Below are 22,114 nucleotides of genomic sequence, written 5' to 3' on the forward strand. Positions count from 1 at the left end.
AAATTAAGAAAGGTCTTGCTTAGCAAGGCCTTTTTTTTCGTCTGCCGGAAAGTGCCATTGGCCGCCCGGCGAGATCCCACAAAGGTCACCCCATGGAAACGTCACTGGAAACAGTCGCCCTTTTCTCCCTCAAACTCGCTTATGAGGAAGAAGGCCTTAGCCCGATCCTGCGGGACGACATGGTCATGGGTGATTACCAGAAAGACATTTTCGAACTATTGGTGCGGCGCGGGGATGTCGAGACCATTCAGTTCAAGATGAACGAATGCCTTGGCCTGGCGATGAATGCCTTGGGCGGTGTCGAGAAACCGCTGGGGCGTGAGTTGCAAAAGTTGTCCGCTGAGTTCAGCGAGGCGCGCTCGCTGGAGCAGCTGGATCAGCCGCTCCTCGCGCTCAAGGGCTATTTGAAAGACATCTTGTGATCGGCTGAGCCGTTACAGCAGATGCTTCGAGATGTACTTGGAAATCTCCACCATCGACGTCTTCCCGGTGAACTCAAACTTCACTTTCCCCAGTGACGAGAAGTAAATCTCCAGCTCCGAGTCCAGATCGAACGTACCCGAGGTTTCCACGGAGTACGCGACGATGTTCTTGTACGGCAAGGAAGTGAAATCCTTCTTGCTGCCGGTAATGCCCTGAACGTTGACTGCGATAATGCGTCTGTTGGTAAACACCACGCCATCACGCATGGCCTTGTAAGAGTCGATCACTTCCTCGCCGTCGAGCAACAGCGCGCTTACGCGTTCGGCGTACTCATCGTTCTGCTTGAGTTTGAAGAAGCCTTTGTTGTTGAAGTCGATCATCTGTCCATCCTCATCTTCAAGAAAACATCCCGGTATTTCTTAGTTTCAACGACGGGCTTTAAGCACGCGGATATCGGTTGGGAAACCATCTGCGCCAACAAGCTTTTTCCAGCCCAGATACTGAAACTCGCCCCTCTCATCAATGTAATCGCCCTTCTCCACCGATCGGCCGCCAACCACCGCCACGCGTTTGACTTCACCACATCCGCCATCCGAAGGCCTGACCGTGTAGATCACATACGGCTTCACATATTGCGTGGCGCGGAAGTATTGGCCGCAGATTTCGTCGACGGTGATCAACATGGTTTTCAGGCGTGCTTCGCCGTCGGTGTCTTCGTGCAGTTTGAGGAAGGAGATGTCGCCGACGTCGCTGTAGCCGAGGGAACGGGCGCGTTGGTAGGCGGGGGTGTTCTGGTGGGCGATGCGGCCTTCCTCTGCAGCACCTTGCATTTTTGCGGCGAACTCGGCTTTGCCTTGGGCGATCATCGCGTCGGCTTGGCCAGCGATGTTTTCGCATTCAGCGAATTCTCGCGAGTCCAGGTGATTGGGTGTCAGGTTCGAGCGATGTTCGTTCATGGTCCGCAGGTTGCTTTCCAGCGCAAACATCATGTCGTAGGCCGTGGATCGTCCGCTTTGCACGTCGGCCATTTTTTCCAGCACGCGCTGGCAGTTGCCGGCGTAATACTTCCAGCTGTTTTCCGGGTGTTCTTGCACGGCGGCGAATGCCGGGGCCATTGCAGCGGCGAGTGTGATTGCGCAGAGCAGGCGCAAACAATGGGTACTGACTGGCATGGGTAGTCCGTTACGGAGATGGGCAGTGGCGCGACGCTACTATTTTGCTATCTTGCCGTCCACTGCCAGTAACGAGGTCGCCAGCGCCTCGATGGAGTCAATTTTCAGAGGGAGAATCACCTTGATGGCCGTGTTGTACTTTTTCGTCTGGGCAGCCGTTTGGGCTTGGGTCGTGCAGACCCGTGGTGCCTGGAACCTGATACTCGCCAACCTGGCGGGTGCCGCCAGCGGCTTTATCGTAGCGATGATTTTTTCGGTGGTCTGTTCAGGGCTCTTCCCGGCGCACGTGCCTCCTTCGCCGGAGAAGCTGGCCAGTAGTGTGTGGCAAATAATCACCACGTTCGGCGTACTGGCGGGTGTGTGGATGTGGCTGGTCAGGCGTCCGCAGCCAGAGCATCCGTTGGCCCGGCAACTTTTCGCCGGTATCTGTGGGCTGGCAGCGGGTGTGACGACGCTGGCGTTTTTCGCGCTTAATTTTCACTGAGCGCCGCTATCGTCACTGGCATTGCACGTCTGTTTTGTTATCTTGCCGCCCATCGTCAGCGTTCACCTTGGGCGTGCGTTGATTTCAGGTTTTGAAGGTTTAAGGAAAGGATCAAATGGAGTTTCTGCGTTTTCTGGCGTTTGTCGCGGTGTGGGGGTTCATGTGGCGCTGGGTGGTCAAGAACCGTGGCAGCTGGAATATTTTCTACGGCAACATCGTTGGCGCAGCGGGCGGCTTCATTGTCGCGATGGTGGTGCTGTCGATTACGTTGTCGCTGTTTCCGTCGGCCGCGCCGAGGACAACGCAGAGCAGCGAGACGCAGAGCGCCGCGGCGGCACTCATGCCTGAATTAGAAAAGGCAATGGAGCCCATGGCGGCGATCGCGTCCTCACCTGAGAACTCCGACAACCTTACGACCTATGTCGCCAGCGAACCACAGAACGAGCCTTCGCCGCCCGAGTCCGCACTTCTACCGAACTACAGCCAGCGCCTGACCGCATTAATCCAGGAGAAGAACTTCAAGGACAACGTGCGCAACGATTTTGAAGTTTCGCGCCGACTGGCCGGCAACCATCCGGACGCGGACAGATCCCTGATGGCGTTCATGATTTGCGACCCTATTATCAAAAGTGCCATGCGTTTTTCAGCGTCGACAGCGATCGCCAGCGCCAAGAGCGCGAGCAGCCAACGGTTCAAGGATCAGACCTATACCATCAGCAGCACCGTCACCGCTCTGAACATGTTGGGCGACCATGTCAGCTACAGTTCTGACTGTTCCGTTCAGCAAGTAGACGGCAAAGATACTGACAAAGCCGCGTGGCGACTGCTTGATCTGAAGCTAAAGAAGATCGATTCTTAAGCCTCATTTAAGGGATCAAGGCGCCGCCTGCGCTATCATCGCCGGCCTGTGCGCCTTGAGCTTTGCCCTCGATGTCTTCGACACCCGCTGACCTGATCCCGCTGCCTCCTGTCCTGGCCGGCCCGCTGCTGCGACGGCTGGAGCCAACGCGCGTGGTCATGTGGCTGGTCGGCACGCGGCCACTGGCGCTGACGTTGCGCCTGCAAGGTGTAGGAGACATTCCTCTCGACGCCGGGAAATGCACGGTCATTCCCGTAGGTCGTCAGGCGTTTGTTCATCTCATCGATGTTTCTCTCGACAGCGCCCTGCCTTGCGACACGCGTATCGACTATGACCTGCTGATCGACAATGCAGAGGGCATCGCCGACTGGGCACCGCATCTGCTGTACGGCGATGCAACCAGTCCGAACTTCGTCCTGCGCTCGCGGATCGATCAACTGCTGCACGGCTCTTGCCGCAAGCCGCATCACCCGGCGGCGGATGGCTTGCTGTGCGTCGACCAATTGCTGGCGACGGAAACCGATCCGCAGCAACGCCCAGCCCTGTTGATGATGAGCGGCGATCAGGTCTACGCCGACGACGTGGCCGGCCCGATGTTGCGGGCGATTCATGCCCTGATCGAACGGCTCAGCCTGTTCGACGAACATCTCGAAGGCGCGGTGGTCAGCGACAGCGCGAAGCTCTATGAGCACCCGGCCAGTTACTACCACCGTGCGGACTTGTTACCAGCGCTGGAGAGCAACGAGACATTGCGCGAGCGATTTTTCGGCGGTGCGCGTAAGCCGATTTTCACCAGCAGCAGTGCTGACAATCACCTGGTGACGTTCGCCGAAGTCATGGCGATGTATCTGCTGGTGTGGTCGCCGACGGCCTGGTCGCTGATCGATCCGCAAGCGCCCGAACTGACGCCCGAGCGCCTCAAGCGCTACACCCTCGAACAGACTCGCATCGACGCGTTCAAGGCTGGATTGGTCAAGGTCGCCCGAGCGCTGGCGCATCTGCCGAGCCTGATGATTTTCGACGATCACGACATCACCGATGACTGGAACCTGTACGCGCAATGGGAGGAAACGGCCTACGGCCATCCGTTCTCCAAACGCATCATCGGCAATGCGTTGATCGCCTACATGTTGTGTCAGGGCTGGGGCAACAATCCCGATGCCTTCAAGGATGTCTTGGAGAAAACCCTGGGGCTGAGCGCCAGCGGTGATGATCAGTATCTCGACAGCCCGGTGCAGGATGATCTGATCGATGACCTGCTGCGCTTTCAGCATTGGCATTTCGTCCTGCCAACCAGCCCGGCGCTGGTGGTTATCGACACACGCACCCGACGCTGGCGCAGTGAGATGGCGCTCAAGCAACCGTCGGGACTGCTCGATTGGGAGGCGCTGAGCGAGTTGCAACAGGAGCTGCTTGATCATCCGTCAGCGATCATCGTTTCTCCGGCGCCGATCTTCGGCGTAAAGCTGATTGAAACCGTGCAGAAGGTCTTCAGTTGGTGCGGTTACCCGCTGCTGGTCGACGCGGAAAACTGGATGGCCCATCGCGGTGCGGCGCAGGTGATCCTGAATATTTTCCGCCACTCACGCACACCGGGTAACTACGTGGTGCTGTCCGGTGATGTGCATTATTCCTTCGTCTACGAAGTACTTATTCGCCACAGAAAGGCCGGGCCGCGGATCTGGCAGATCACCAGCAGCGGCATAAAAAACGAGTTTCCGAAAAGCCTGTTGGAATGGTTCGACCGCCTCAACCGCTGGCTCTACTCGCCACGGTCACCGCTGAACTGGTTCACCAAACGCCGACGCATGCGCATCGTGCCCTACACGCCGGAACATGCTGAAGCAGGTGAACGCTTATGGAATTCGGCGGGGATCGGTCAGGTGTTTTTCAATGAACAGGGGCAGCCGCGCGAGATCATTCAGCACAATTCGAATGGCAAGGCGAAGACACGGATGCTGGCGCCGGATCTGGCGGATTATCCGGACTAGCCATAGTTTTTTCCTACACCGGGAATGCCGAATGCCGACAATGCGGCGGTTTCTCGCTGCCCGAGGCAGTGGACGAGGATTACAGCCTTCTCAGAAACGTCTCCAGAGTTCTTAAGTGATACTGAGCGTGCTCGCAGCAAGCCCTCTGCGAAACAACCACTAGTAGGTGTCGCCTTGTCATCCTGTACTCACCTCCATACGTTCTTGGCATCCAGCGAGGATCAAGAGCTAATTTCGCAATCCCGGCAAGAGTCTGAGCTTGTCGTGATGATGCCTCCTGGCGAGAACAGCACACTCGAAGAAACAGCCTACTTGATGCGCTCACCCGCAAACGCCGACCGGTTGATCAGATCGATCGGCGAAATGCGCGCAGGAAAAGCCAAAGTCAGACATTTGATCGAAGAGTGAAAATCGTCACGACTGAACGACACATCCCACACCTCTGACAATCATCTCCACCTCACGCTCATCAATCGTCAACGGTGGCAGCAGCCGTATCGTCTTGCCACGCGTGACGTTGATCAACAGCCCATGATCCCGCGCGGCGATCAGGGTCAGATCACGTACCGGTTGTTTTAGCTCGATACCGATCATCAAGCCCAGACCACGGATCGCCAGCACATTGGGATTGTCCGCCAACTCTGCATGCAGACGAGTTAATAGCCGTTCCCCCTGAACCCGGGCGTTTTCCAGCAGGCCCTGTTCTTCGATGATATCCAGCACCGTGCAACCGACCCGACACGCCAGCGGATTGCCGCCGAAGGTGCTGCCATGGCTGCCAGGCGTGAACAGATCTGCCGCCCTGCCCCGCGCCAGACAAGCGCCGATCGGCACGCCGTTGCCCAGTCCTTTCGCCAGGGTCATGACATCCGGGACAATGCCTTCATGTTGAAACGCAAACCAGCGCCCAGTACGGCCGATGCCGGTCTGGATTTCATCGAGCATCAATAACCACGCATGACGATTGCACAGTTCACGCAGGGCTTTCAGGTAACCGGGCGGCGCGAGCTGCACACCGCTTTCGCCCTGAATCGGCTCGACCAGAATCGCCACAATGCGCTCGCCGTGTTTTTGCTGCAGCTGCTCCAGCGCTGCGAGATCACCGAACGGCACTTTGAGGAAATCCCCCGGCAATTCGTTGAATCCCAGACGCACCGCCGGACCGTCGCTGGCCGACAAGGTGCCGAGCGTGCGGCCATGGAACGCGTTGGCCATGACCACCACCAGCGGCTGTTCGATGCCTTTGCGCCAGCCGTACAAACGCGCGAGTTTCAGCGCTGTTTCATTGGCCTCGGCACCGGAGTTATTGAAGAACGCCCGCTCCATCCCCGACAGCTCAGTCAGCCGTTTGGCCAGTTGCTGCTGCCAATCGATGCTGTACAGATTGGAGGTGTGCAGCAGCAATCCCGCCTGCTCGCTGATCGCCGAAACAATTCGCGGGTGTGAGTGGCCGACATTGGTCACCGCCACACCGGCAACTGCATCCAGGTACTCGCGGCCGGCCTGATCCCACAGGCGAGTGCCCAGGCCTTTGGTGAAGCTCAGGGCCAGTGGTTGGTAGGTGTTCATCAGGGCGGCGGTCATGACTTGAAACTCCAGTGCAGGTCGGTGTGCTGGCAGTATGGTTAGCCAGCGAAACTGGATAAACTCGGCAAAACTTCATTCATTTAAAAGCAGAGCTTGATAATGGACCTGTTCCAGTCGATGAGCGTGTACGTCAAAGTCGTCGAAGCCGGGAGCATGACGGCGGCCGCGTTGCAGTGTGACCTGTCGACGACCATGGTCGGCAATCATCTGCGCGCGCTGGAGCAACGGCTGGGCGTGCAACTGCTGCAACGCACCACTCGCCGTCAGCGCCTCACTGAATTCGGCAGCGTTTACTACCAGCGCTGTCTGGAAGTGTTGGGGTTGGTCGCCGATTCCGAACGCCTCGCCGAGCAGACCCTCGATCAACCCCGGGGCATGCTGCGCCTCACCGCGCCGCTGACGTTCGGCGTTGAACGGCTGGCGCCGGCGCTCAGTGAATTTTCGCTGCTGTACCCGCAGGTAAAACTCGACGTGGTGCTGACCAACAGCCGTCCCGATCTACTGGAGAGTGGCCTCGATGTGGCGTTTCGGCTGGGCAATTTCGACCAGTCCAACCTGATCGCCCGGCCCTTGATCGACTACACCCTGACCGTGTGTGCCTCGCCGCGCTATGTCGCCCGGCGCGGCATGCCGAAAACCCCGGAAGATCTGCAACAACACGACTGCCTGTCGTTTGCCTATCCCGCCGGCGATGACTGGCAATCGGTGGAAAAGCGCTGGCGCCTCAGCGGCCCCGACGGGGAGATCATGGTCGACGTCAGCGGGCCTATGCTGATCAACAGCTCCGCCGGGCTGCATCAGGCTGCCCGCACCGGCATGGGCATCGTCATGCTGCCGGATGCGCTGGTGGAACAAGACCTGCGCGAAGGCCGACTGGTGAAGGTGATCGCCGACTTCCAGCCCCCCAGCAGACCGATGCATCTGCTCTACGCACCAGATCGTTATCGTTTGCCGAAATTGCGCCGGTTCGTGGAGTTTGCGATGCAGACGTGGGGGAAATCCTGACTCTGCCTACGCTGCTCTTCCATGAAAAATTGCTGACAAGGACTCGAACAGCAGATGAACAACACACCCAACGTACGTGATTTGCTGCCCGCCGAAACGCAATCGGCAAGGCAGTTTCTCGGGCAGCATGGCTGGGGCCATCGCACCGGTTCAGTTGAACACTTCGCCCAGTTGATCGAGAACTCTCAGCGCACCGCCGTCGCCGTCCAGGGTGAGCAGATCATCGGCTTCGCTCGTGGGATCAGCGATGGTTTGGCCAATGGTTATCTGTCGATGGTAGTGGTCGACGACCAGCATCGGCGTGCAGGGATTGGCCGCGCACTGGTCGAGCACATCATGGGCGACAACCCCGATATTACGTGGGTGCTGCGGGCCGGACGCGAAGGCGCAGAGGCTTTTTTTGCCAGCCTGGGTTTTGAAACCTCGGTGATTGCCATGGAACGCCCGCGCCGGAAATAGTGCACGCCGGGAAAAAACTCGACCGGCAGACCGTTGCTCCGTGACAACGCCGCCGCGCTCCCCTAAATTAGTCGGCCTGAAAAAGCCCTCGGTTTTCTCATCTCCACTCCAGTTAAAAAAGTAGTGAAATTTCAATGTCCGATTTCAACACCGCTGAATCCGTAGTCACCGAATCGTCCAAAGCGGAATACGAAAACTCCATCAATCTTTCACAACACCTGCCACAAGCCAAAATCATCAGCGAGATGGTCCTGGACGCGTTCCAGTCGACCCGCGAAAGCGACCAGATCCGCGAACTGCGCGCGGCGATCCGTCAGGCTCACGACAGTTTCGATGACGACAAGGCCTACGAGCTGATGGGCGAACTCAAGGCGCTGAAAGATGCCGAAGCCGCCGACCTCGCCGCCCTTGAAGACCTCAGCAGCAAGTTCTCGATCGGCCGCATCCTGTCCAGCTTCAAGGACGATCCGGCGTTCCAGGAAATCGTTTACGGCCTCGCGCTGAAAGTGCTGAACCAGACCCATCAGGCGATCAGCAATCCGAGCGGCGGCAAGAGCAAGGCTGCGAAGAAGAAAGAAGTCGAAATCTTCACCATCAGCAAAGACGGCATCAGCGTGACCCTGCCTCTGCGCACGCCACGCTCGCGCCTGAACGTTGACCGTGCAGCGCTGGAGTTCCTCGGTTTCACCTTCGTCGGTGAAGGTGAGGAAGCGGAACTGGAAAGCGAAGTCTTCGTCGACAATGCGGGTACCGAGCAGGCAGTGAACCGCAAGAACATCATCACTGCGCTGCAACAGCAGACTGCGTTTGATGGGTACAGCATCGCCGCGCAGTAATAGCGCAGCCGCTGTACGAAAAAGCCCCGCACTGAGATTCAGGCGGGGCTTTTTGGTTTTCGGTTGGGGACTAGTGGAATGGCGTAAATCCCAGCCCCTCACCCCAGCCCTCTCCCGAGGGAGAGCGAGCCGATTTGTGTGATCTTCAAACCTGAGTTCGGCTCGATACTTCAGGTCGGCGTACACCTTGAGAGCACTTCGGTCAGTCCCCTCTCCCTACGGGCGGTCCGACGTTTCGGGAGGGTTAGGGTGAGGGCAAGCCGTGAAGCCACCCTCAAGCCGAAGGATGCAACGCTACAATCATGTCCACCTCAATCGCCGCATTCTTCGGCAACTGATACACCCCCACCGTGGTGCGCGTGTGCCGGCCGGCATCGCCGAGCACATGACTGAACACGTCCGACGCACCGTTGGCCACTTCGCTCAGGTCAACGAAGTCCGGCGTCGACTTCACGTAAACAGTGACCCGCAACAACGCCTTGATCTTGTCCAGCGAACCCACCGCATCGACGATCAGCGCCAGGCAACGCATCGCACTGATGCTGGCAGCGGCTTGCGCATCCTTGAGGGTCAACTCCAGCCCAACCCGACCGGGATACTGAATCTTGCCGTGGGTGCGCGGCACCATGCCGCTGATATACAGCTCATCATGATGACGGATCAGCGGCGCGTAATTGCCGCCGGCGGTGTTCTCACCATAAATGTCGTAGTTCAGCTCTTGGGCCAGGGCAATAAAACGCTCGTCGCAGGTCATCCTCTCAGTCATTTCGCCCAGCCTTTTGATCAGTGCATGAAGAACCGCAGGTTAAGACAGATGGGCAACCGCAAATGGCAAGGAGCTATCACTGTCATGGTTGGATCCAAATCTAGGGGGTTTGTTACTGCGCCGCAACCCGCAGTCACGGAAAACGAAAGCCCCACACCTCTTTCGAAGTAATGGGGCTTTAAATTCAAATGACTTTGTCGTTAAACGGCGCTCAGGCGGTCAACCATGTCAGGGAATTTTTCAACCAAACGGATCAACAAAGCAGCTTGAGCATTTGGCTTTGACTTTTCCTGCTCCCAGTTTCTCAGAGTGCTGGGACTCGCCCTGATTCGCTTGGCAAAGACGGCTTGAGACATATGTAACTTTTCTCTCAAAGCCACGATTTCTTGTGCTCCGACTTCCGGGACTGGTTTGTCCTCAAGCACTGTATTGCGCAGGGTAATTTTTCCTTCGCGTTGAGCCGCCATCTCATCAACGCCCTGCATCAACTCTGCAAACAGGTCGCGTTTTTTCATGGGGTACCTCGTGTTTTCAACTCTTTATCTATGGCTTTTTTGAGCGCCTTTTCTTGCTCGGCAGTCAGATTCTCAAGCTCATCTTTGTCGTAAATTGCAAACATCCAGAACTGACCATCATTCATAAGCCAATAATAGATGACCCGCAAGCCGCCTCGTCGGCCCTTGCCACGTCGAGCATCAGCCCAGCGTAGTTTTCTGAATCCACCCGTTCGGGGCATCACATCGCCTGCCAACGGATTGCCCTGCATATAAGCCTGCAGTTCTCGGTACTCATCGTCTGTCAGGTACTGACCAACGCTTGTGGTAAATATCGTTGTTTCAAAGAATACGGTTCGCATGTGCAAACTATAGGCAAATCGCCTACAGACAGACTATCAACAAATCCGGCTCCAGATAAACAAAAAACCCCGCACATCTCTCAATGTGCGGGGTTTTTCTTCAAGCCTTTGAGCCTTACGGCGCGTACGTCAGCAGCAGCTCTGCGGGCACCTTGAAGTCCAGGGACATCATGACGCTCAACGCAGTGATGGTGAAGATCGAGAACACGAACAGCTTGCGTGCCCAGACCGTGTCATCCACCGCTTTGTAGCCGGTCCAGGCCATGTACAACCAGTACATGCCCATGGCCGCGGCGACGGCGAGGTAGCTCATGCCGGCGTAACCGCTGAAGGTCAGCATCAAGGTCGCTACGAGGAACGCCAGGATGTAGAGCAGGATGTGCTTCTTGGCCACTTGAATCCCGCGCTTCACTGGCAGCACCGGAATCGATGCGGCCAGGTAATCGTTGAAGCGGAAGATCGCGATGGCGTAGGAATGCGGCATCTGCCACAGGCTGAACATCACCAGCAACGTCAGCGCGGCCATGTCGAAGCTGTTGGTTACGGCGACGTAACCGATCACTGGCGGCATGGCGCCCGACAGACTGCCCACCAGCGTGCCGTGAACCGACTTGCGCTTGAGGTACAGGCTGTAGAAGCCGACGTAGATGATGAAGCCGATCACCGCGAACAAAGCGGCCAACGGATTGGCCACCTTGTACAACAATGCAACGCCGAGAACACCAAGGATGGTCGCGTAGACCAGGGCCAGTTTCAGGGAGATCAAGCCCTGCACCAGCACCCGGTTCTTGGTGCGTTCCATCTTCAGGTCGATGTCGCGGTCGATGCAGTTGTTGAACACGCAACCGGAGGCAACAACCAGGGATGTACCGATCATGGCAGCCAGAAACACCGCCAGATCCACATGCCCTTTCGAGGCCAGGAAGAACCCGCCTGCCACAGAAAGCACGTTACCGAAAATGATCCCCGGTTTGGTGATTTGGATAAAGTGCTTGAGCGACATCGGGTCTTACCTCACTTCGCCATCATGTAGGTGTGGATGCTGAACATGATCCACAACGACAGGCCAACCAGCAGCACGATCACGATCGCCGTAAAGACGAACGCAATCACGTTGTTACGCTGAGCCACGGAGCGGTCCAGGTGCAGGAAGTAATACAGGTGAACGATCACCTGGATCACTGCGAACAACAGAACGATTGCCAGCGTGGTGGCTTTCGGCAGGCTCGGGTACATCACCAGACCGAACGGGATGACGGTCAGGATCACCGACAGGATGAAGCCAATGGCGTACGACTTTACGCTGCCGTGGCCAGCATCATGGCTGTCATGGGAGTGTGCATTAGCCATTACAGAGTCCCCATCAGGTAAACAACGGTGAATACGCAGATCCACACCACGTCCAGGAAGTGCCAGAACAGGCTCAGGCAGCTCAGACGGGTCTTGTTGGTCGCCGTCAGGCCGTGCTTGTTGACCTGATACATCATGATGCCCATCCAGATCAGACCCGCCGAAACGTGCAGACCGTGGGTACCGACCAGGGTGAAGAACGCGGACAGGAAGCCCGAACGGCTAGGACCGAAGCCCTCGGAGATCAGCAGGTGGAACTCGTTGATCTCCATGGCGATAAAGCCTGCGCCCAGCAGGAAGGTCATGAACAACCAACCCAGAACCTGCTGCTTCTTGCCTTTGTACAACGCCAGCATGGCGAAGCCGTAGGTGATCGAGCTGAACAACAGCAGAGCGGTTTCGCCCAGCACGTATGGCAGTTCGAAGATGTCGTGGCCCGCTGGGCCACCGGCAACGTTGTTTACCAGTACTGCGTACACCGCGAAGATCGACGCAAACAGAATGCAGTCGGTCATCAGGTAGAGCCAGAAACCGTATACGGTCATCTCGCCCGAGTCGTGGTGATGGTCATCGTGCCCATGGTCACCATGGGCGTGTCCAACATTGGTCACTAAGTTCGACATGGTTTAAGCCTGTTCCAACGAGGTTTCAACACGGGTGGCACCGGCCGGGATTTTCCCTGCCGCAACCAGACGCTTGTGCTGCTCGGCTTCGATACGCTCGATCGTTTCAACCGGAACCATATAGCCCTGGTCGTCACGTGCAGCGTGGATCACGAAGTAGATGACGGTGCCGGCCAGGCTGGCGATCGCCAACCACCAGATGTGCCAGATCATCGCGAAACCGAAGACGGTCAACAGTGCGCCCATCACCACGCCAGTGGCGGTGTTGTTCGGCATGTGGATCGGCTCGTACTTGGCCGGTTGCTGGTACGCAGTACCGTTTTCCTTGGCTTCGGTGAACGGGTCGATGCAGTCAGCCTTAGGCAGCACGGCAAAGTTGTAGAACGGCGGTGGCGACGAGGTCGACCATTCCAGAGTGTGTGCATTCCACGGGTCACCGTGATCGCAAACGTTCTCTGGCTTGTTACGGTCACGCACGCTCACATAGAGCTGAATCAGCTGGCAGGCGATACCGACAGCGATCATCACCGCACCGAACATGGCAACGTACAGGTACGGTACCCACTCAGGGTTGGTGGTGGCGTTCAGACGACGGGTCATGCCCATGAAGCCCAGTGCATAGAGCGGCATGAACGCGACGAAGAAGCCCGAGATCCAGAACCAGAACGCTGCTTTACCCCAGCCTTCGTGCAGCTTGAAGCCGAACGCTTTCGGGAAGTAGAAGCCGAAACCTGCGATGTAACCGAATACCGCACCGCCGATGATCACGTTATGGAAGTGCGCGATCACGAACAGGCTGTTGTGCAGAACGAAGTCAGCACCCGGGATGGCCAGCAGTACGCCGGTCATGCCGCCGATGGCGAAGGTCACCATGAAGCCCAGGGTCCACAGAACCTGGCTGGTGAAGCGCAGACGGCCCTGGTAAATGGTGAACAGCCAGTTGAATAGCTTCACACCCGTCGGGATGGAAATCAGCATCGTCGCCAGACCGAAGAAGGCGTTGACGCTTGCACCCGAACCCATGGTGAAGAAGTGGTGCAGCCAAACCATGAAGCCCAGTACCGAGATCGCGCCAGAGGCGTAAATCATCGAGTGGTGGCCGAACAGTTTCTTGCCGGTGAACGCCGAGATCACTTCCGAGAAGATGCCGAATGCCGGCAGGATCAGGATGTAAACCTCAGGGTGGCCCCACGCCCAGAACAGGTTGACGTACATCATTGGATTGCCACCAAGTTCATTGGTGAAAATGTGGAAATCCATGTAACGGTCAAGGGTCAGCAGTGCCAGGGTAGCGGTCAGGATCGGGAACGAAGCCACGATCAGAACGTTTGCCCAGGTGCAGGTCCAGGTGAAGATCGGCATGTCCATCAGTTTCATGCCAGGGGTACGCATTTTCAGTACGGTCGCGAGGAAGTTGACCCCCGTTAGCGTCGTACCTAACCCGGATAGCTGTAGCGCCCAGATGTAGTAGTCCATGCCCACGCCAGGGCTGTACTGCAGACCCGACAATGGTGGATAGGCAACCCAACCGGTCTTGGCGAATTCGCCGACGCCCAGGGACAGGTTGATCAGTACTACGCCGGACACCAGCAGCCAGAAGCTCAGGGAGTTCAGGAACGGGAACGCAACGTCACGCGCGCCGATCTGCAGCGGCACTGCAAGGTTCATCAGGCCGGTGAAGAATGGCATCGCCATGAAGATGATCATGATCACACCGTGAGCGGTGAAGATCTGGTCATAGTGTTCAGGTGGCAGGTAGCCAGGCGAACCCTCGGTGGCCATGGCCAACTGGGTACGCATCATGATGGCGTCGGCAAAACCACGCAGCAGCATGACCATGGCAACGATGATGTACATCACGCCGATTTTCTTGTGGTCGACCGAAGTCAGCCACTCGGTCCACAAGTAGGTCCACTTCTTGAAGTAGGTGATTGCAGCGAACAGCGCCAGACCACCGAGGGCGATCATGGCGATGGTCACCATCACGATCGGCTCGTGGAATGGGACTGCTTCCCAACTTAATTTACCAAACATCGTTTACTCCTCTGCCCCGGCAGCTGAATGCGAACTCGAGTCAATTTCCGTGGCCGCCACTTCTTTCTCTTTCTTCTCGTGCTTCAGCGGCTTGCCCGGCTTCATACCTTCGTACTTGTCGACGATGATCTGGAACTGGTTCGGCGTGACCGAGGAGTAGAGCTCGACTGGGTTGTTCTGGCTCGGTTTGGCAAGGGCCGCGTATTCAGCTTGATCAAGCTGTTTAGGTGACTTCTTGACTTCACTTACCCAGGCGTCGAAATCTTCCTGAGTGGTGGAGATAGCTTTGAACTTCATGCCGGTGAAACCCGCGCCGCTGTAGTTGGCGGAGATACCGTCCATTTCAGCGTTACGGTCAGCGATCAGGTGCAGCTTGGTCTGCATGCCCGCCATCGCGTAGATCTGGCCGCCCAGACCCGGGATGAAGAACGAGTTCATCACAGCGTCAGAGGTGATCTTGAAGTTGATTGGCGTGTGCGCCGGGAACACGATCTTGTTGACCGTGGCAATGCCTTGTTCCGGGTAGATGAACAGCCACTTCCAGTCCAGCGCGACCACTTCGATGGTCACAGGCTTGACGTCGGACTGGATCGGACGATACGGGTCCAGTTCGTGGGTCGAAATGTAGGTGATGTAACCCAGGGCAATGATGATCAGGACCGGGATGGTCCAGACTGCCACTTCGATTTTGGTCGAGTGCGACCATTTCGGGGTGTAGACGGCGTTCTTGTTCGACGCGCGGTACTTCCAGGCGAACAGGAAGGTCATGACGATAACCGGCACGACGACCAACAGCATCAGCAGCGTGGCGGTGATGATCAGGTTGCGCTGTTCCAGGCCGACCTGGCCCGTTGGATTGAGCAAGGTCATGTTGCAGCCTCCCAGCAACAACGTGCCGAGCAGCGGCACTAGGCCTAGTAATCTGGGGTACCTGTTTTTACTCATCTCACGACCTCTAAAGCAGCTTGCGCAATGCAGTTGGGTTTTGATCGCCAACACTTCACCCTGCCAAGGGTTGGCATTTTCTTTGGATTGAATAAGGGCCGCCCGTCGCGCGTCAGACGCTCGACAAAACCTGGGACAGCGGTCAGTTCTTATTCGAATTCGTGGTCAAAGGCCTTGTTACAGACCAATTCCATTTGGTGCGGAAAGTTGGAAGGCACCGACACCTGGGTGTCTTGGAAGCCTTTCGACTCACTCGACACCCGACTTCCTGCTCGCCTCCTTAATAAAGGCTGAACAGTGCCGGGAATTCAGTGCGGGCGATTGTAGATAGGTAGCGCCCTATACACCATGTCTTATCCCGAAATAATTTTTATCCGTTCGAGCAACAATCCTTCGCCATTTTTGCAAAAGTTCCGCATCTTATCGAAATCAATTCTCAACAAAAACACCAAAAATTGTAGGTGTACCCGCGTCAGTTCAGACAGCTCTGACGGCTTTTTCCTAGCGCTTGAACAGCGCAAGCCCCGATAACCCAAGGCTTTTGGCCATATGCCCGCGCTTGTTAAAACTGCCTGCTCTGGCACTCGCGTGCTAAAGCCGAAAAACCCCGAAACAGACCAATCCTTTTTTGTAACAACGGCCGATTCCATGTCACTGAAGCGGCCTGCGACACGGCGTGTGTGACAACATGTCGCACACCTGCCGCACCCTCCCTTGCCGTCCGTCACGGTGTTTTCACAAACACTCTGAAATGCAAAACGCCCCGATTGGCTGATCCGCAAACCGAGGCGTTTTCTGTATCGGCCAGACAGCCGAATAGTTGACTCAGCGCAGTGCTTTTCGGTTACGCGAGGTCAGCAGCGGCACCAGGATCACCACCAGCACGAACGCCACCAGCGCCCATTGCGCCAGCGACAGGCCGAGGATCGGCGGGTACGGCGTCGAGCAGAAGCCGTCGACCTGGAAGCCCAGCGGGAAGATCTTCGCCAGTGGCAAATCATCGACAATTGGCTGCAGCACATCGATACCGCAGCTCACCGCCGGATAGAACTGGGTGTACACGTGATGCCCGGCCACAGCGGCACCGGCAATCGCGCAAAGCACCACCAGTACTTCGAACACGGTGATGCTGCGACGGCTGCGCATCGCCGCGCCGATGAACGCGAACAATGCAATCAACAGCAATGCATAGCGCTGCAAAATGCACAGTGGGCACGGTGCTTCGCCGAGCACGATCTGCATATATAAAGCGCCACCGATCAGCGCCAGGCAGATGATCCCCAACAGCACCAGAAAGCGCCGTTCACGGCCCAACCGAATCGTTTCCTCGCTCATCGCGTTTCCTTTATATGTCCATGGTTCAACCGGCTCGCGGCTGAAGGTTGTCGCAAGTCTACACCGGGGAAATAAACGATAAAGCGGTTAAGAAACGATTAACCTCTCAAACTCAGTTCACAAATTCAGGCCCCATAACGGCCTTCGCGAGCAAGCTCGCTCCCACATTGGATCTGCGTCGAACACAAATCCCCTGTGGGAGCGAGCTTGCTCGCGAATGAAGACAACTCGGTTTCAGATCATTCCAGAGCTGAAGCCGGCCCGAAGAACTCATAACGGCTTTGTTTCTCCGGTACACCCAACGCTTTCAAATGCCGCTTGATCGCCCCCATGAAACCCTTCGGCCCAAGGAAGTAAGCATCGACATCACGCTGCTGCGGCAACCACTCGCCAAGCAGCGCCTGATCCAGCAACCCAACCTTGTCCGCCGCCGGGCTGACACCGTCATCTTCGGCGTAGCAGTAAAAACGCTTGAGTTGCGGATGACGCTCAGCCAACTGATCAATCCAGTCGCGGAACGCATGCACGCTGCCATTGCGCGCGCAGTGGATAAAGTGCACCGGACGCTCGGTTTCCAGCGCCGCTTCCAGCATCGCCAGAGTCGGCGTGATACCGACGCCGCCACTGATCAGCACCAACGGTTTGTCGCTCGCGGTCAAGGTGAACTCACCCGATGGCGGGAACAGTTGAATGCTCGCGCCGACATGCAGTTGATCATGCAAGTGGTTGGACGCACGGCCACCCGGTTCGCGCTTGACGCTGATGCGGTACTGACCGTTATTGGCCAGTGCCGACAGCGAGTAGTTGCGACGAATTTCCTCACCGTCGAGGATCAGCTTCATGCCGATGTACTGACCCGGTTCGGCCGCGAGAATCGGGCCTTTGTCGGCAGGTTCGAAGTAGAACGAAATGATTTCCGCACTTTCCTCGACCTTGGCCGCGACGATGAACTCCCGCGCCCCACGCCAGCCGCCGACGGCGTGTTCTTTCTGGTCGTAGATGGCGGTTTCGGCGCCAATCAGGATGTCCGCCAATTGGCCATACGCCGCGCCCCAGGCACTCATCACTTCCGGTGTGGCGATCTCTTCGCCGAGGACTTCGGAAATCGCCCGCAGCAGGCAGGCACCGACAATCGGGTAATGCTCCGGAAGGATCTGCAGGGCGACGTGCTTGTTGATGATCTTCGCCACCAGATCGCCCAACTGGTCGAGCTGATCGATGTGCCGCGCATACATCAACACGCCGTTGGCCAGGGCGCGCGGCTGATCGCCGCTGGCCTGGTGCGCCTGGTTGAACAGCGGGCGGACTTCAGGGTATTCAGAGAGCATCATGCGGTAGAAGTGAGTGATCAGCGCTTCACCGCCGCTCTCCAGCAGAGGCACGGTGGATTTGACGATGGCACGATCCTGGACACTAAGCATAAGGTTGACTCCTGAGCTTCTTTGAAAAGTTACCTTAGGCTTATCAGAATCCATGCCAACTTGTTTATCCTTACAAATCAATTAGTTAAGAATATCGTAGTCATAAAGACTCAAAGACCTTTATAGTCATCCCGACTACTTCTTGTCTCTTTGACTACAAGACCATGACCGCCAAATCCCTGCTCACCGCCCTGCTGCCTCTCGTATCCGACCTGTCCCGCGAACTGCCCGAGGGCGAGCGTTACCGACGTTTACTTGAAGCCATGCGCGCCCTGCTGCCCTGCGATGCAGCGGCGTTATTGCGTCTCGACGGCGAAGCACTGGTGCCCCTGGCGGTGGACGGTTTGAGCACCGACACCCTTGGCCGACGCTTCAAGGTCAGCGAGCATCCACGCTTCGAGATTCTCCTGAGCGGAGCCGGGCCGACGCGATTCGCCGCCGACAGCGATTTGCCCGACCCTTATGACGGTTTGGTCGACGGCCTCGACGAACACCTTGAAGTTCACGATTGCCTCGGCTGTCCTTTATTCGTCGATGAAAAACTTTGGGGCCTGATCACCCTCGACGCCCTCGACCCCGAGCGTTTCGAGCCGATCGAGCTCGACGCCCTGCAAGCCTTCGCCAGCCTCGCCTCGGCCACGGTCAACGCCGCCGAACGCATCCAGCGCTTGGCCAATCGCGCAGAAGATGAACATCAGCGCGCCGAGGTCTATCGTCAGGCCAGCGGCCAACAGAACCGCGAGATGATCGGCCAGAGCAAGGCGCTGAAGAAACTGGTGGAGGAAATCAATCTGGTCGGCGGCAGCGACCTGACCGTGTTGATCACCGGCGAAACCGGCGTCGGCAAAGAGCTGGTCGCCCAAGCGATTCACGCCGCGTCACCACGCGCGGACAAACCGATCATCAGCCTCAACTGCGCCGCCCTGCCGGATACGCTGGTAGAAAGCGAACTGTTCGGCCACGTGCGCGGCGCCTTCACCGGCGCCACCAGCGACCGGCGCGGCAAGTTCGAACTGGCCAATGGCGGCACGCTGTTTCTCGATGAGGTTGGTGAGTTGTCGCTGACCGTGCAGGCCAAGTTGTTGCGCGTGTTGCAGAGTGGTCAATTGCAGCGTTTGGGGTCGGATAAGGAGCATCAGGTCGATGTGCGCCTGATTGCCGCGACCAACCGCGACCTGGCGGAAGAAGTGCGCAGCGGCCGCTATCGCGCCGACTTCTACCATCGCCTCAGCGTGTACCCGCTGCGCGTGCCGGCGCTGCGTGATCGCGGCCGCGATGTGTTGTTGCTCAGCGGTTTTTTCCTCGAACAGAATCGCTCGCGCATGGGCCTCAACAGCCTGCGCCTGAACAGCGACGCTCAGGAAGCGCTGCTCGCCTACACTTGGCCGGGCAACGTGCGTGAGCTGGAACATTTGATCGGGCGCAGTGCGTTGAAGGCGCTGGGCAACTGCAAGGTGCGGCCGAAGATTCTGAGTTTGAGCGCGGCGGATCTGGATCTGCCGCGCGAGGTTGTGGATAACTCGGTTGAGGCGGTTGCTGGTGTGGTGGCTGAGATGCCGCTGGTCAGCGGGGATTTGCGCAGTGCGACCGAGCAGTATCAACGGCGCTTGATCAGTGCGGCGCTGGAGCGCAATCAGGATAATTGGGCGAGTGCGGCGCGGGAGTTGGGGCTGGATCGGGCGAACTTGGGCCGCATGGCCAAACGTCTGGGCATGAAAGGCTAAAAGCACACCCTCACCCCAGCCCTCTCCCGGAGGGAGAGGGGGCCGACCGAGGTGTCTTGCGCCATACGCCGACCTGAAACATCGAGTCGATTATGGATTCGGCAAAGCAGGCTCAGGTCGGTGAATTACTACAATATCCCCCAATCGGCCCCCTCTCCCTCTGGGAGAGGGTTGGGGTGAGGGGCTTTGGCTTTTGATCGAAACACAACCCGACAACTAACCTAAAGCCCACCCCTTTAACGCCGATAACCCGGCATCAATAGTTTCTGGCGATTTCCACCCTCGCCCACCACCTTTCCACAGAAGGTTCATATGTCCTCCACCAAAGCCCGCGCAGACTCACTTTCGCTTCTGCTGTTTACCTTGCGCAGCGGCAAGTTGATGGCGATCAACCTGCTGAAAGTCAGTGAAATCATCCCCTGCCCGCCGCTGACCAAACTGCCGGAGTCGCACCCGCACGTCAAAGGCATCGCCACTTTGCGCGGTGCCTCGCTGTCGGTCATCGACCTGAGCCGCGCCATCGGTGAACGTCCGCTGGAAGACCCGAACGGCGGCTGCCTGATCGTCACCGACGTCAGCCGCTCCAAGCAGGGCCTACACGTCCAGGCTGTGAGCAAAATCGTCCACTGCCTGACCACCGACATCAAACCGCCGCCATTCGGCTCCGGTGGCTCGCGCGCTTACATCACCGGCGTGACCTCGGTGGACGGCACGCTGGTGCAAGTCCTGGACATCGAAAAGGTTATCCACAGCATCGCCCCGGCGCAGATCGAAATGGCCCCGACCGATCTGAGCATGGAAGACGCTGATGTGCTCGGCAACGCACGGATTCTGGTGGTCGACGACAGCCAGGTGGCGCTGCAACAATCGGTGCATACCCTGCGTAATCTCGGCCTGCAATGCCACACCGCACGCAGTGCCAAGGAAGCCATCGACTGCCTGCTCGACCTGCAAGGCACCGCGCAGCAGATCAACCTGATCGTTTCCGACATCGAAATGTCCGAGATGGACGGCTACGCCTTCACCCGCACCCTGCGCGAAACGCCGGACTTCGCCCATTTGTACGTGCTGTTGCACACCTCGCTCGACAGCGCGATGAACAGTGAAAAAGCGCGCCTGGCCGGGGCGAATGGCGTGCTGACCAAGTTCTCCTCGCCGGAACTGACCCACTGCCTGATCGAAGCGGCCAAACACGTCGCGGCACACGGGCACTGAATCTTGGCCGAGACGTATTGTTTTTTGATGCGGCGCGACTTGGCTGAAGTCGTGCCGGATGTGCAATGGCCATCAAGTATCGAAATATCTGTTTACCGCGCAGAACTGGCGCCCGCTGTACATCAGTTGATGCAACTCGGTTACCGCGAAGGCGGCGGTCGCGTGCCGCCGCTGGATGAATGGCAACAGCGTTTTGAGCGCGATCCGGAATACGATCCGACCTTGTGCTTTATTGCCTGCGACGCCACGGGTGTTATCGGTGTGGCGCAGTGCTGGACCAGTTCATACATCAAGAATCTGGTGGTGCATCCGCGCATGCAGGGCCGCGGATTGGGCCGGGCGTTGTTGCTCAATGCATTCAAGGTGTTTCAGCAGAGGCGCGAAGGGTTTGTCGATCTGAAAGTGCTGGAAGACAACCATCGCGCGCAGCGCTTGTATGAAAGTGCCGGGATGTATGTGGTCCGCCGGGAGTTGGTGCCGGACTGATCGACCGTCTTCGCGAGCAGGCTCGCTCCCACCCTGGAATGCATTTCAAACGGTGGGAGCGAGCCTGCTCGCGAAGAGGCCAACACAGGCAACTTCCCTTCTCAGGCAGACTCCAACCTTGGCCACCCACGCCCAAGGATGCCCACCATGAAAGCCATCACCTTAAGCCTGCTCTGCCTCACCGCCCTCGCCTCTCAAGCCCACGCCTCCAGCCCCGACGCCTGGGCCGTCTACGACAAAACCGTGCTCGCCAGTTGCACCAAAGCCAGCGGCCTGAAAAACGCCAGACCGGTCGGCACGCCCGCACAATTCGATGACCGTGTCGGCTACACCGCCGTGTTGCTGCAAGGTCAATACCCGCAAAAACACATGAAAGGCCAGCAAGGCACCGAGCTGTGTCTGTACAACAAACAATCGAAAACCGCCTTCGTCACCGAGTGGGACTCGATCCGCCCGCCCGTTAAAACCAAGTGAATGGCGCATAACTTGCTTCGATCCAGTCCTGTGCGGTGGTTTTCCGCCACCGTTTCACACCCTGATTGA

General features: G+C 57.7%; 25 protein-coding genes. 12 read left to right on the top strand and 13 right to left on the bottom strand.

The window, feature by feature from the left end; genetic code table 11:
- Positions 1–92: 92 nt before the first annotated feature.
- Positions 93–422 carry a hypothetical protein gene (locus tag ACZZ0G_RS06105; protein WP_463555621.1) on the top strand — a complete coding sequence of 110 codons (330 nt, stop codon included), beginning with the start codon at positions 93–95 and terminating at the stop codon, positions 420–422.
- A 12-nt stretch (positions 423–434) separates the two neighbouring features.
- On the opposite strand, the gene ACZZ0G_RS06110 is transcribed toward ACZZ0G_RS06105, so the two are convergent.
- Both ACZZ0G_RS06110 and ACZZ0G_RS06115 read right to left on the bottom strand, forming a co-directional pair.
- Positions 435–803 (bottom strand): PH domain-containing protein, encoded by a 369-nt coding sequence (locus ACZZ0G_RS06110; RefSeq protein WP_463555622.1) that lies wholly within the window; start codon positions 801–803, stop codon positions 435–437.
- 45 nt (positions 804–848) lie between these two features.
- Positions 849–1,595, bottom strand: coding sequence for a hypothetical protein (locus tag ACZZ0G_RS06115; protein WP_463555623.1), 747 nt, complete (start codon positions 1,593–1,595; stop codon positions 849–851).
- Positions 1,596–1,719: 124 nt separating this feature from the next.
- Between ACZZ0G_RS06115 and ACZZ0G_RS06120 the strand changes: the two genes are divergently transcribed.
- From ACZZ0G_RS06120 to ACZZ0G_RS06135, 4 genes are all read left to right on the top strand, one after another.
- Positions 1,720–2,079 (top strand): hypothetical protein, encoded by a 360-nt coding sequence (locus ACZZ0G_RS06120; protein ID WP_463555624.1) that lies wholly within the window; start codon positions 1,720–1,722, stop codon positions 2,077–2,079.
- 115 nt (positions 2,080–2,194) lie between these two features.
- The gene (locus ACZZ0G_RS06125; RefSeq protein ID WP_463555625.1) at positions 2,195–2,938 is read left to right on the top strand and encodes a hypothetical protein; all 744 of its coding nucleotides are present in this window, start codon (positions 2,195–2,197) and stop codon (positions 2,936–2,938) included.
- Between the two features lie 71 nt (positions 2,939–3,009).
- On the top strand, positions 3,010–4,929 hold the full coding sequence (locus ACZZ0G_RS06130) for an alkaline phosphatase D family protein (RefSeq protein ID WP_463555626.1): 1,920 nt from the start codon (positions 3,010–3,012) through the stop codon (positions 4,927–4,929).
- Positions 4,930–5,133: 204 nt separating this feature from the next.
- Positions 5,134–5,337: a type II toxin-antitoxin system Phd/YefM family antitoxin gene (locus ACZZ0G_RS06135; RefSeq protein ID WP_463558827.1), complete on the top strand. Its 204-nt coding sequence runs from the start codon at positions 5,134–5,136 to the stop codon at positions 5,335–5,337.
- A gap of 6 nt (positions 5,338–5,343) precedes the next feature.
- Here ACZZ0G_RS06135 and ACZZ0G_RS06140 read toward each other — a convergent pair whose 3' ends face one another.
- Complete coding sequence (locus tag ACZZ0G_RS06140) at positions 5,344–6,513, bottom strand: acetylornithine/succinylornithine family transaminase (RefSeq protein WP_463555627.1); 1,170 nt, start codon at positions 6,511–6,513, stop codon at positions 5,344–5,346.
- Between the two features lie 102 nt (positions 6,514–6,615).
- Between ACZZ0G_RS06140 and ACZZ0G_RS06145 the strand changes: the two genes are divergently transcribed.
- The 3 genes from ACZZ0G_RS06145 (at position 6,616) to ACZZ0G_RS06155 (ending at position 8,816) form a co-directional block, all read left to right on the top strand.
- Positions 6,616–7,521 (top strand): LysR family transcriptional regulator, encoded by a 906-nt coding sequence (locus ACZZ0G_RS06145; protein ID WP_463555628.1) that lies wholly within the window; start codon positions 6,616–6,618, stop codon positions 7,519–7,521.
- 54 nt (positions 7,522–7,575) lie between these two features.
- Entirely contained in the window at positions 7,576–7,980 is a 405-nt protein-coding gene (locus ACZZ0G_RS06150) for a GNAT family N-acetyltransferase (protein WP_463555629.1), read from the top strand.
- A 134-nt stretch (positions 7,981–8,114) separates the two neighbouring features.
- Entirely contained in the window at positions 8,115–8,816 is a 702-nt protein-coding gene (locus tag ACZZ0G_RS06155; RefSeq protein ID WP_007949995.1) for a hypothetical protein, read from the top strand.
- A gap of 274 nt (positions 8,817–9,090) precedes the next feature.
- On the opposite strand, the gene ACZZ0G_RS06160 is transcribed toward ACZZ0G_RS06155, so the two are convergent.
- The 10 genes from ACZZ0G_RS06160 to hmpA all read right to left on the bottom strand — a co-directional run bounded on the left by ACZZ0G_RS06160 (position 9,091) and on the right by hmpA (position 18,146).
- Positions 9,091–9,582 carry a RidA family protein gene (locus ACZZ0G_RS06160; protein WP_034156086.1) on the bottom strand — a complete coding sequence of 164 codons (492 nt, stop codon included), beginning with the start codon at positions 9,580–9,582 and terminating at the stop codon, positions 9,091–9,093.
- A gap of 200 nt (positions 9,583–9,782) precedes the next feature.
- Complete coding sequence (locus ACZZ0G_RS06165) at positions 9,783–10,097, bottom strand: helix-turn-helix domain-containing protein (protein ID WP_127929687.1); 315 nt, start codon at positions 10,095–10,097, stop codon at positions 9,783–9,785.
- A complete protein-coding gene (locus tag ACZZ0G_RS06170; RefSeq protein WP_127929688.1) occupies positions 10,094–10,438 on the bottom strand; it encodes a toxin in 345 nt (114 codons plus the stop codon). The genes ACZZ0G_RS06165 and ACZZ0G_RS06170 overlap by 4 nt, the downstream gene beginning before the upstream one ends.
- Before the next feature lie 115 nt (positions 10,439–10,553).
- Complete coding sequence (gene cyoE / locus ACZZ0G_RS06175; protein WP_007916939.1) at positions 10,554–11,441, bottom strand: heme o synthase; 888 nt, start codon at positions 11,439–11,441, stop codon at positions 10,554–10,556.
- An 11-nt stretch (positions 11,442–11,452) separates the two neighbouring features.
- The gene (gene cyoD, locus ACZZ0G_RS06180; RefSeq protein ID WP_463555630.1) at positions 11,453–11,788 is read right to left on the bottom strand and encodes a cytochrome o ubiquinol oxidase subunit IV; all 336 of its coding nucleotides are present in this window, start codon (positions 11,786–11,788) and stop codon (positions 11,453–11,455) included.
- Positions 11,788–12,411, bottom strand: a complete 624-nt coding sequence (gene cyoC / locus ACZZ0G_RS06185; RefSeq protein WP_064120526.1) for a cytochrome o ubiquinol oxidase subunit III — start codon at positions 12,409–12,411, stop codon at positions 11,788–11,790. Before cyoC ends, cyoD begins: the two co-directional genes overlap by 1 nt.
- A gap of 3 nt (positions 12,412–12,414) precedes the next feature.
- The gene (cyoB, locus tag ACZZ0G_RS06190) at positions 12,415–14,445 is read right to left on the bottom strand and encodes a cytochrome o ubiquinol oxidase subunit I (RefSeq protein WP_463555631.1); all 2,031 of its coding nucleotides are present in this window, start codon (positions 14,443–14,445) and stop codon (positions 12,415–12,417) included.
- Between the two features lie 3 nt (positions 14,446–14,448).
- On the bottom strand, positions 14,449–15,390 hold the full coding sequence (gene cyoA / locus ACZZ0G_RS06195) for a ubiquinol oxidase subunit II (protein ID WP_007916947.1): 942 nt from the start codon (positions 15,388–15,390) through the stop codon (positions 14,449–14,451).
- Between the two features lie 825 nt (positions 15,391–16,215).
- Positions 16,216–16,725 (bottom strand): disulfide bond formation protein B, encoded by a 510-nt coding sequence (locus tag ACZZ0G_RS06200; protein ID WP_463555632.1) that lies wholly within the window; start codon positions 16,723–16,725, stop codon positions 16,216–16,218.
- Between the two features lie 239 nt (positions 16,726–16,964).
- Positions 16,965–18,146: an NO-inducible flavohemoprotein gene (gene hmpA / locus ACZZ0G_RS06205; protein ID WP_463555633.1), complete on the bottom strand. Its 1,182-nt coding sequence runs from the start codon at positions 18,144–18,146 to the stop codon at positions 16,965–16,967.
- Positions 18,147–18,310: 164 nt separating this feature from the next.
- On the opposite strand from hmpA, the gene norR reads away from it, so the two are divergent.
- The 4 genes from norR (at position 18,311) to ACZZ0G_RS06225 (ending at position 22,045) form a co-directional block, all read left to right on the top strand.
- The gene (gene norR / locus ACZZ0G_RS06210) at positions 18,311–19,870 is read left to right on the top strand and encodes a nitric oxide reductase transcriptional regulator NorR (RefSeq protein WP_463555634.1); all 1,560 of its coding nucleotides are present in this window, start codon (positions 18,311–18,313) and stop codon (positions 19,868–19,870) included.
- 312 nt (positions 19,871–20,182) lie between these two features.
- Entirely contained in the window at positions 20,183–21,085 is a 903-nt protein-coding gene (locus ACZZ0G_RS06215; RefSeq protein WP_007916955.1) for a chemotaxis protein CheV, read from the top strand.
- A 27-nt stretch (positions 21,086–21,112) separates the two neighbouring features.
- Positions 21,113–21,571 (top strand): GNAT family N-acetyltransferase, encoded by a 459-nt coding sequence (locus tag ACZZ0G_RS06220; protein ID WP_463555635.1) that lies wholly within the window; start codon positions 21,113–21,115, stop codon positions 21,569–21,571.
- Between the two features lie 147 nt (positions 21,572–21,718).
- Entirely contained in the window at positions 21,719–22,045 is a 327-nt protein-coding gene (locus ACZZ0G_RS06225; protein ID WP_463555636.1) for a hypothetical protein, read from the top strand.
- Positions 22,046–22,114: the final 69 nt, after the last annotated feature.

Source organism: Pseudomonas sp. AC169, assembly GCF_979258515.1.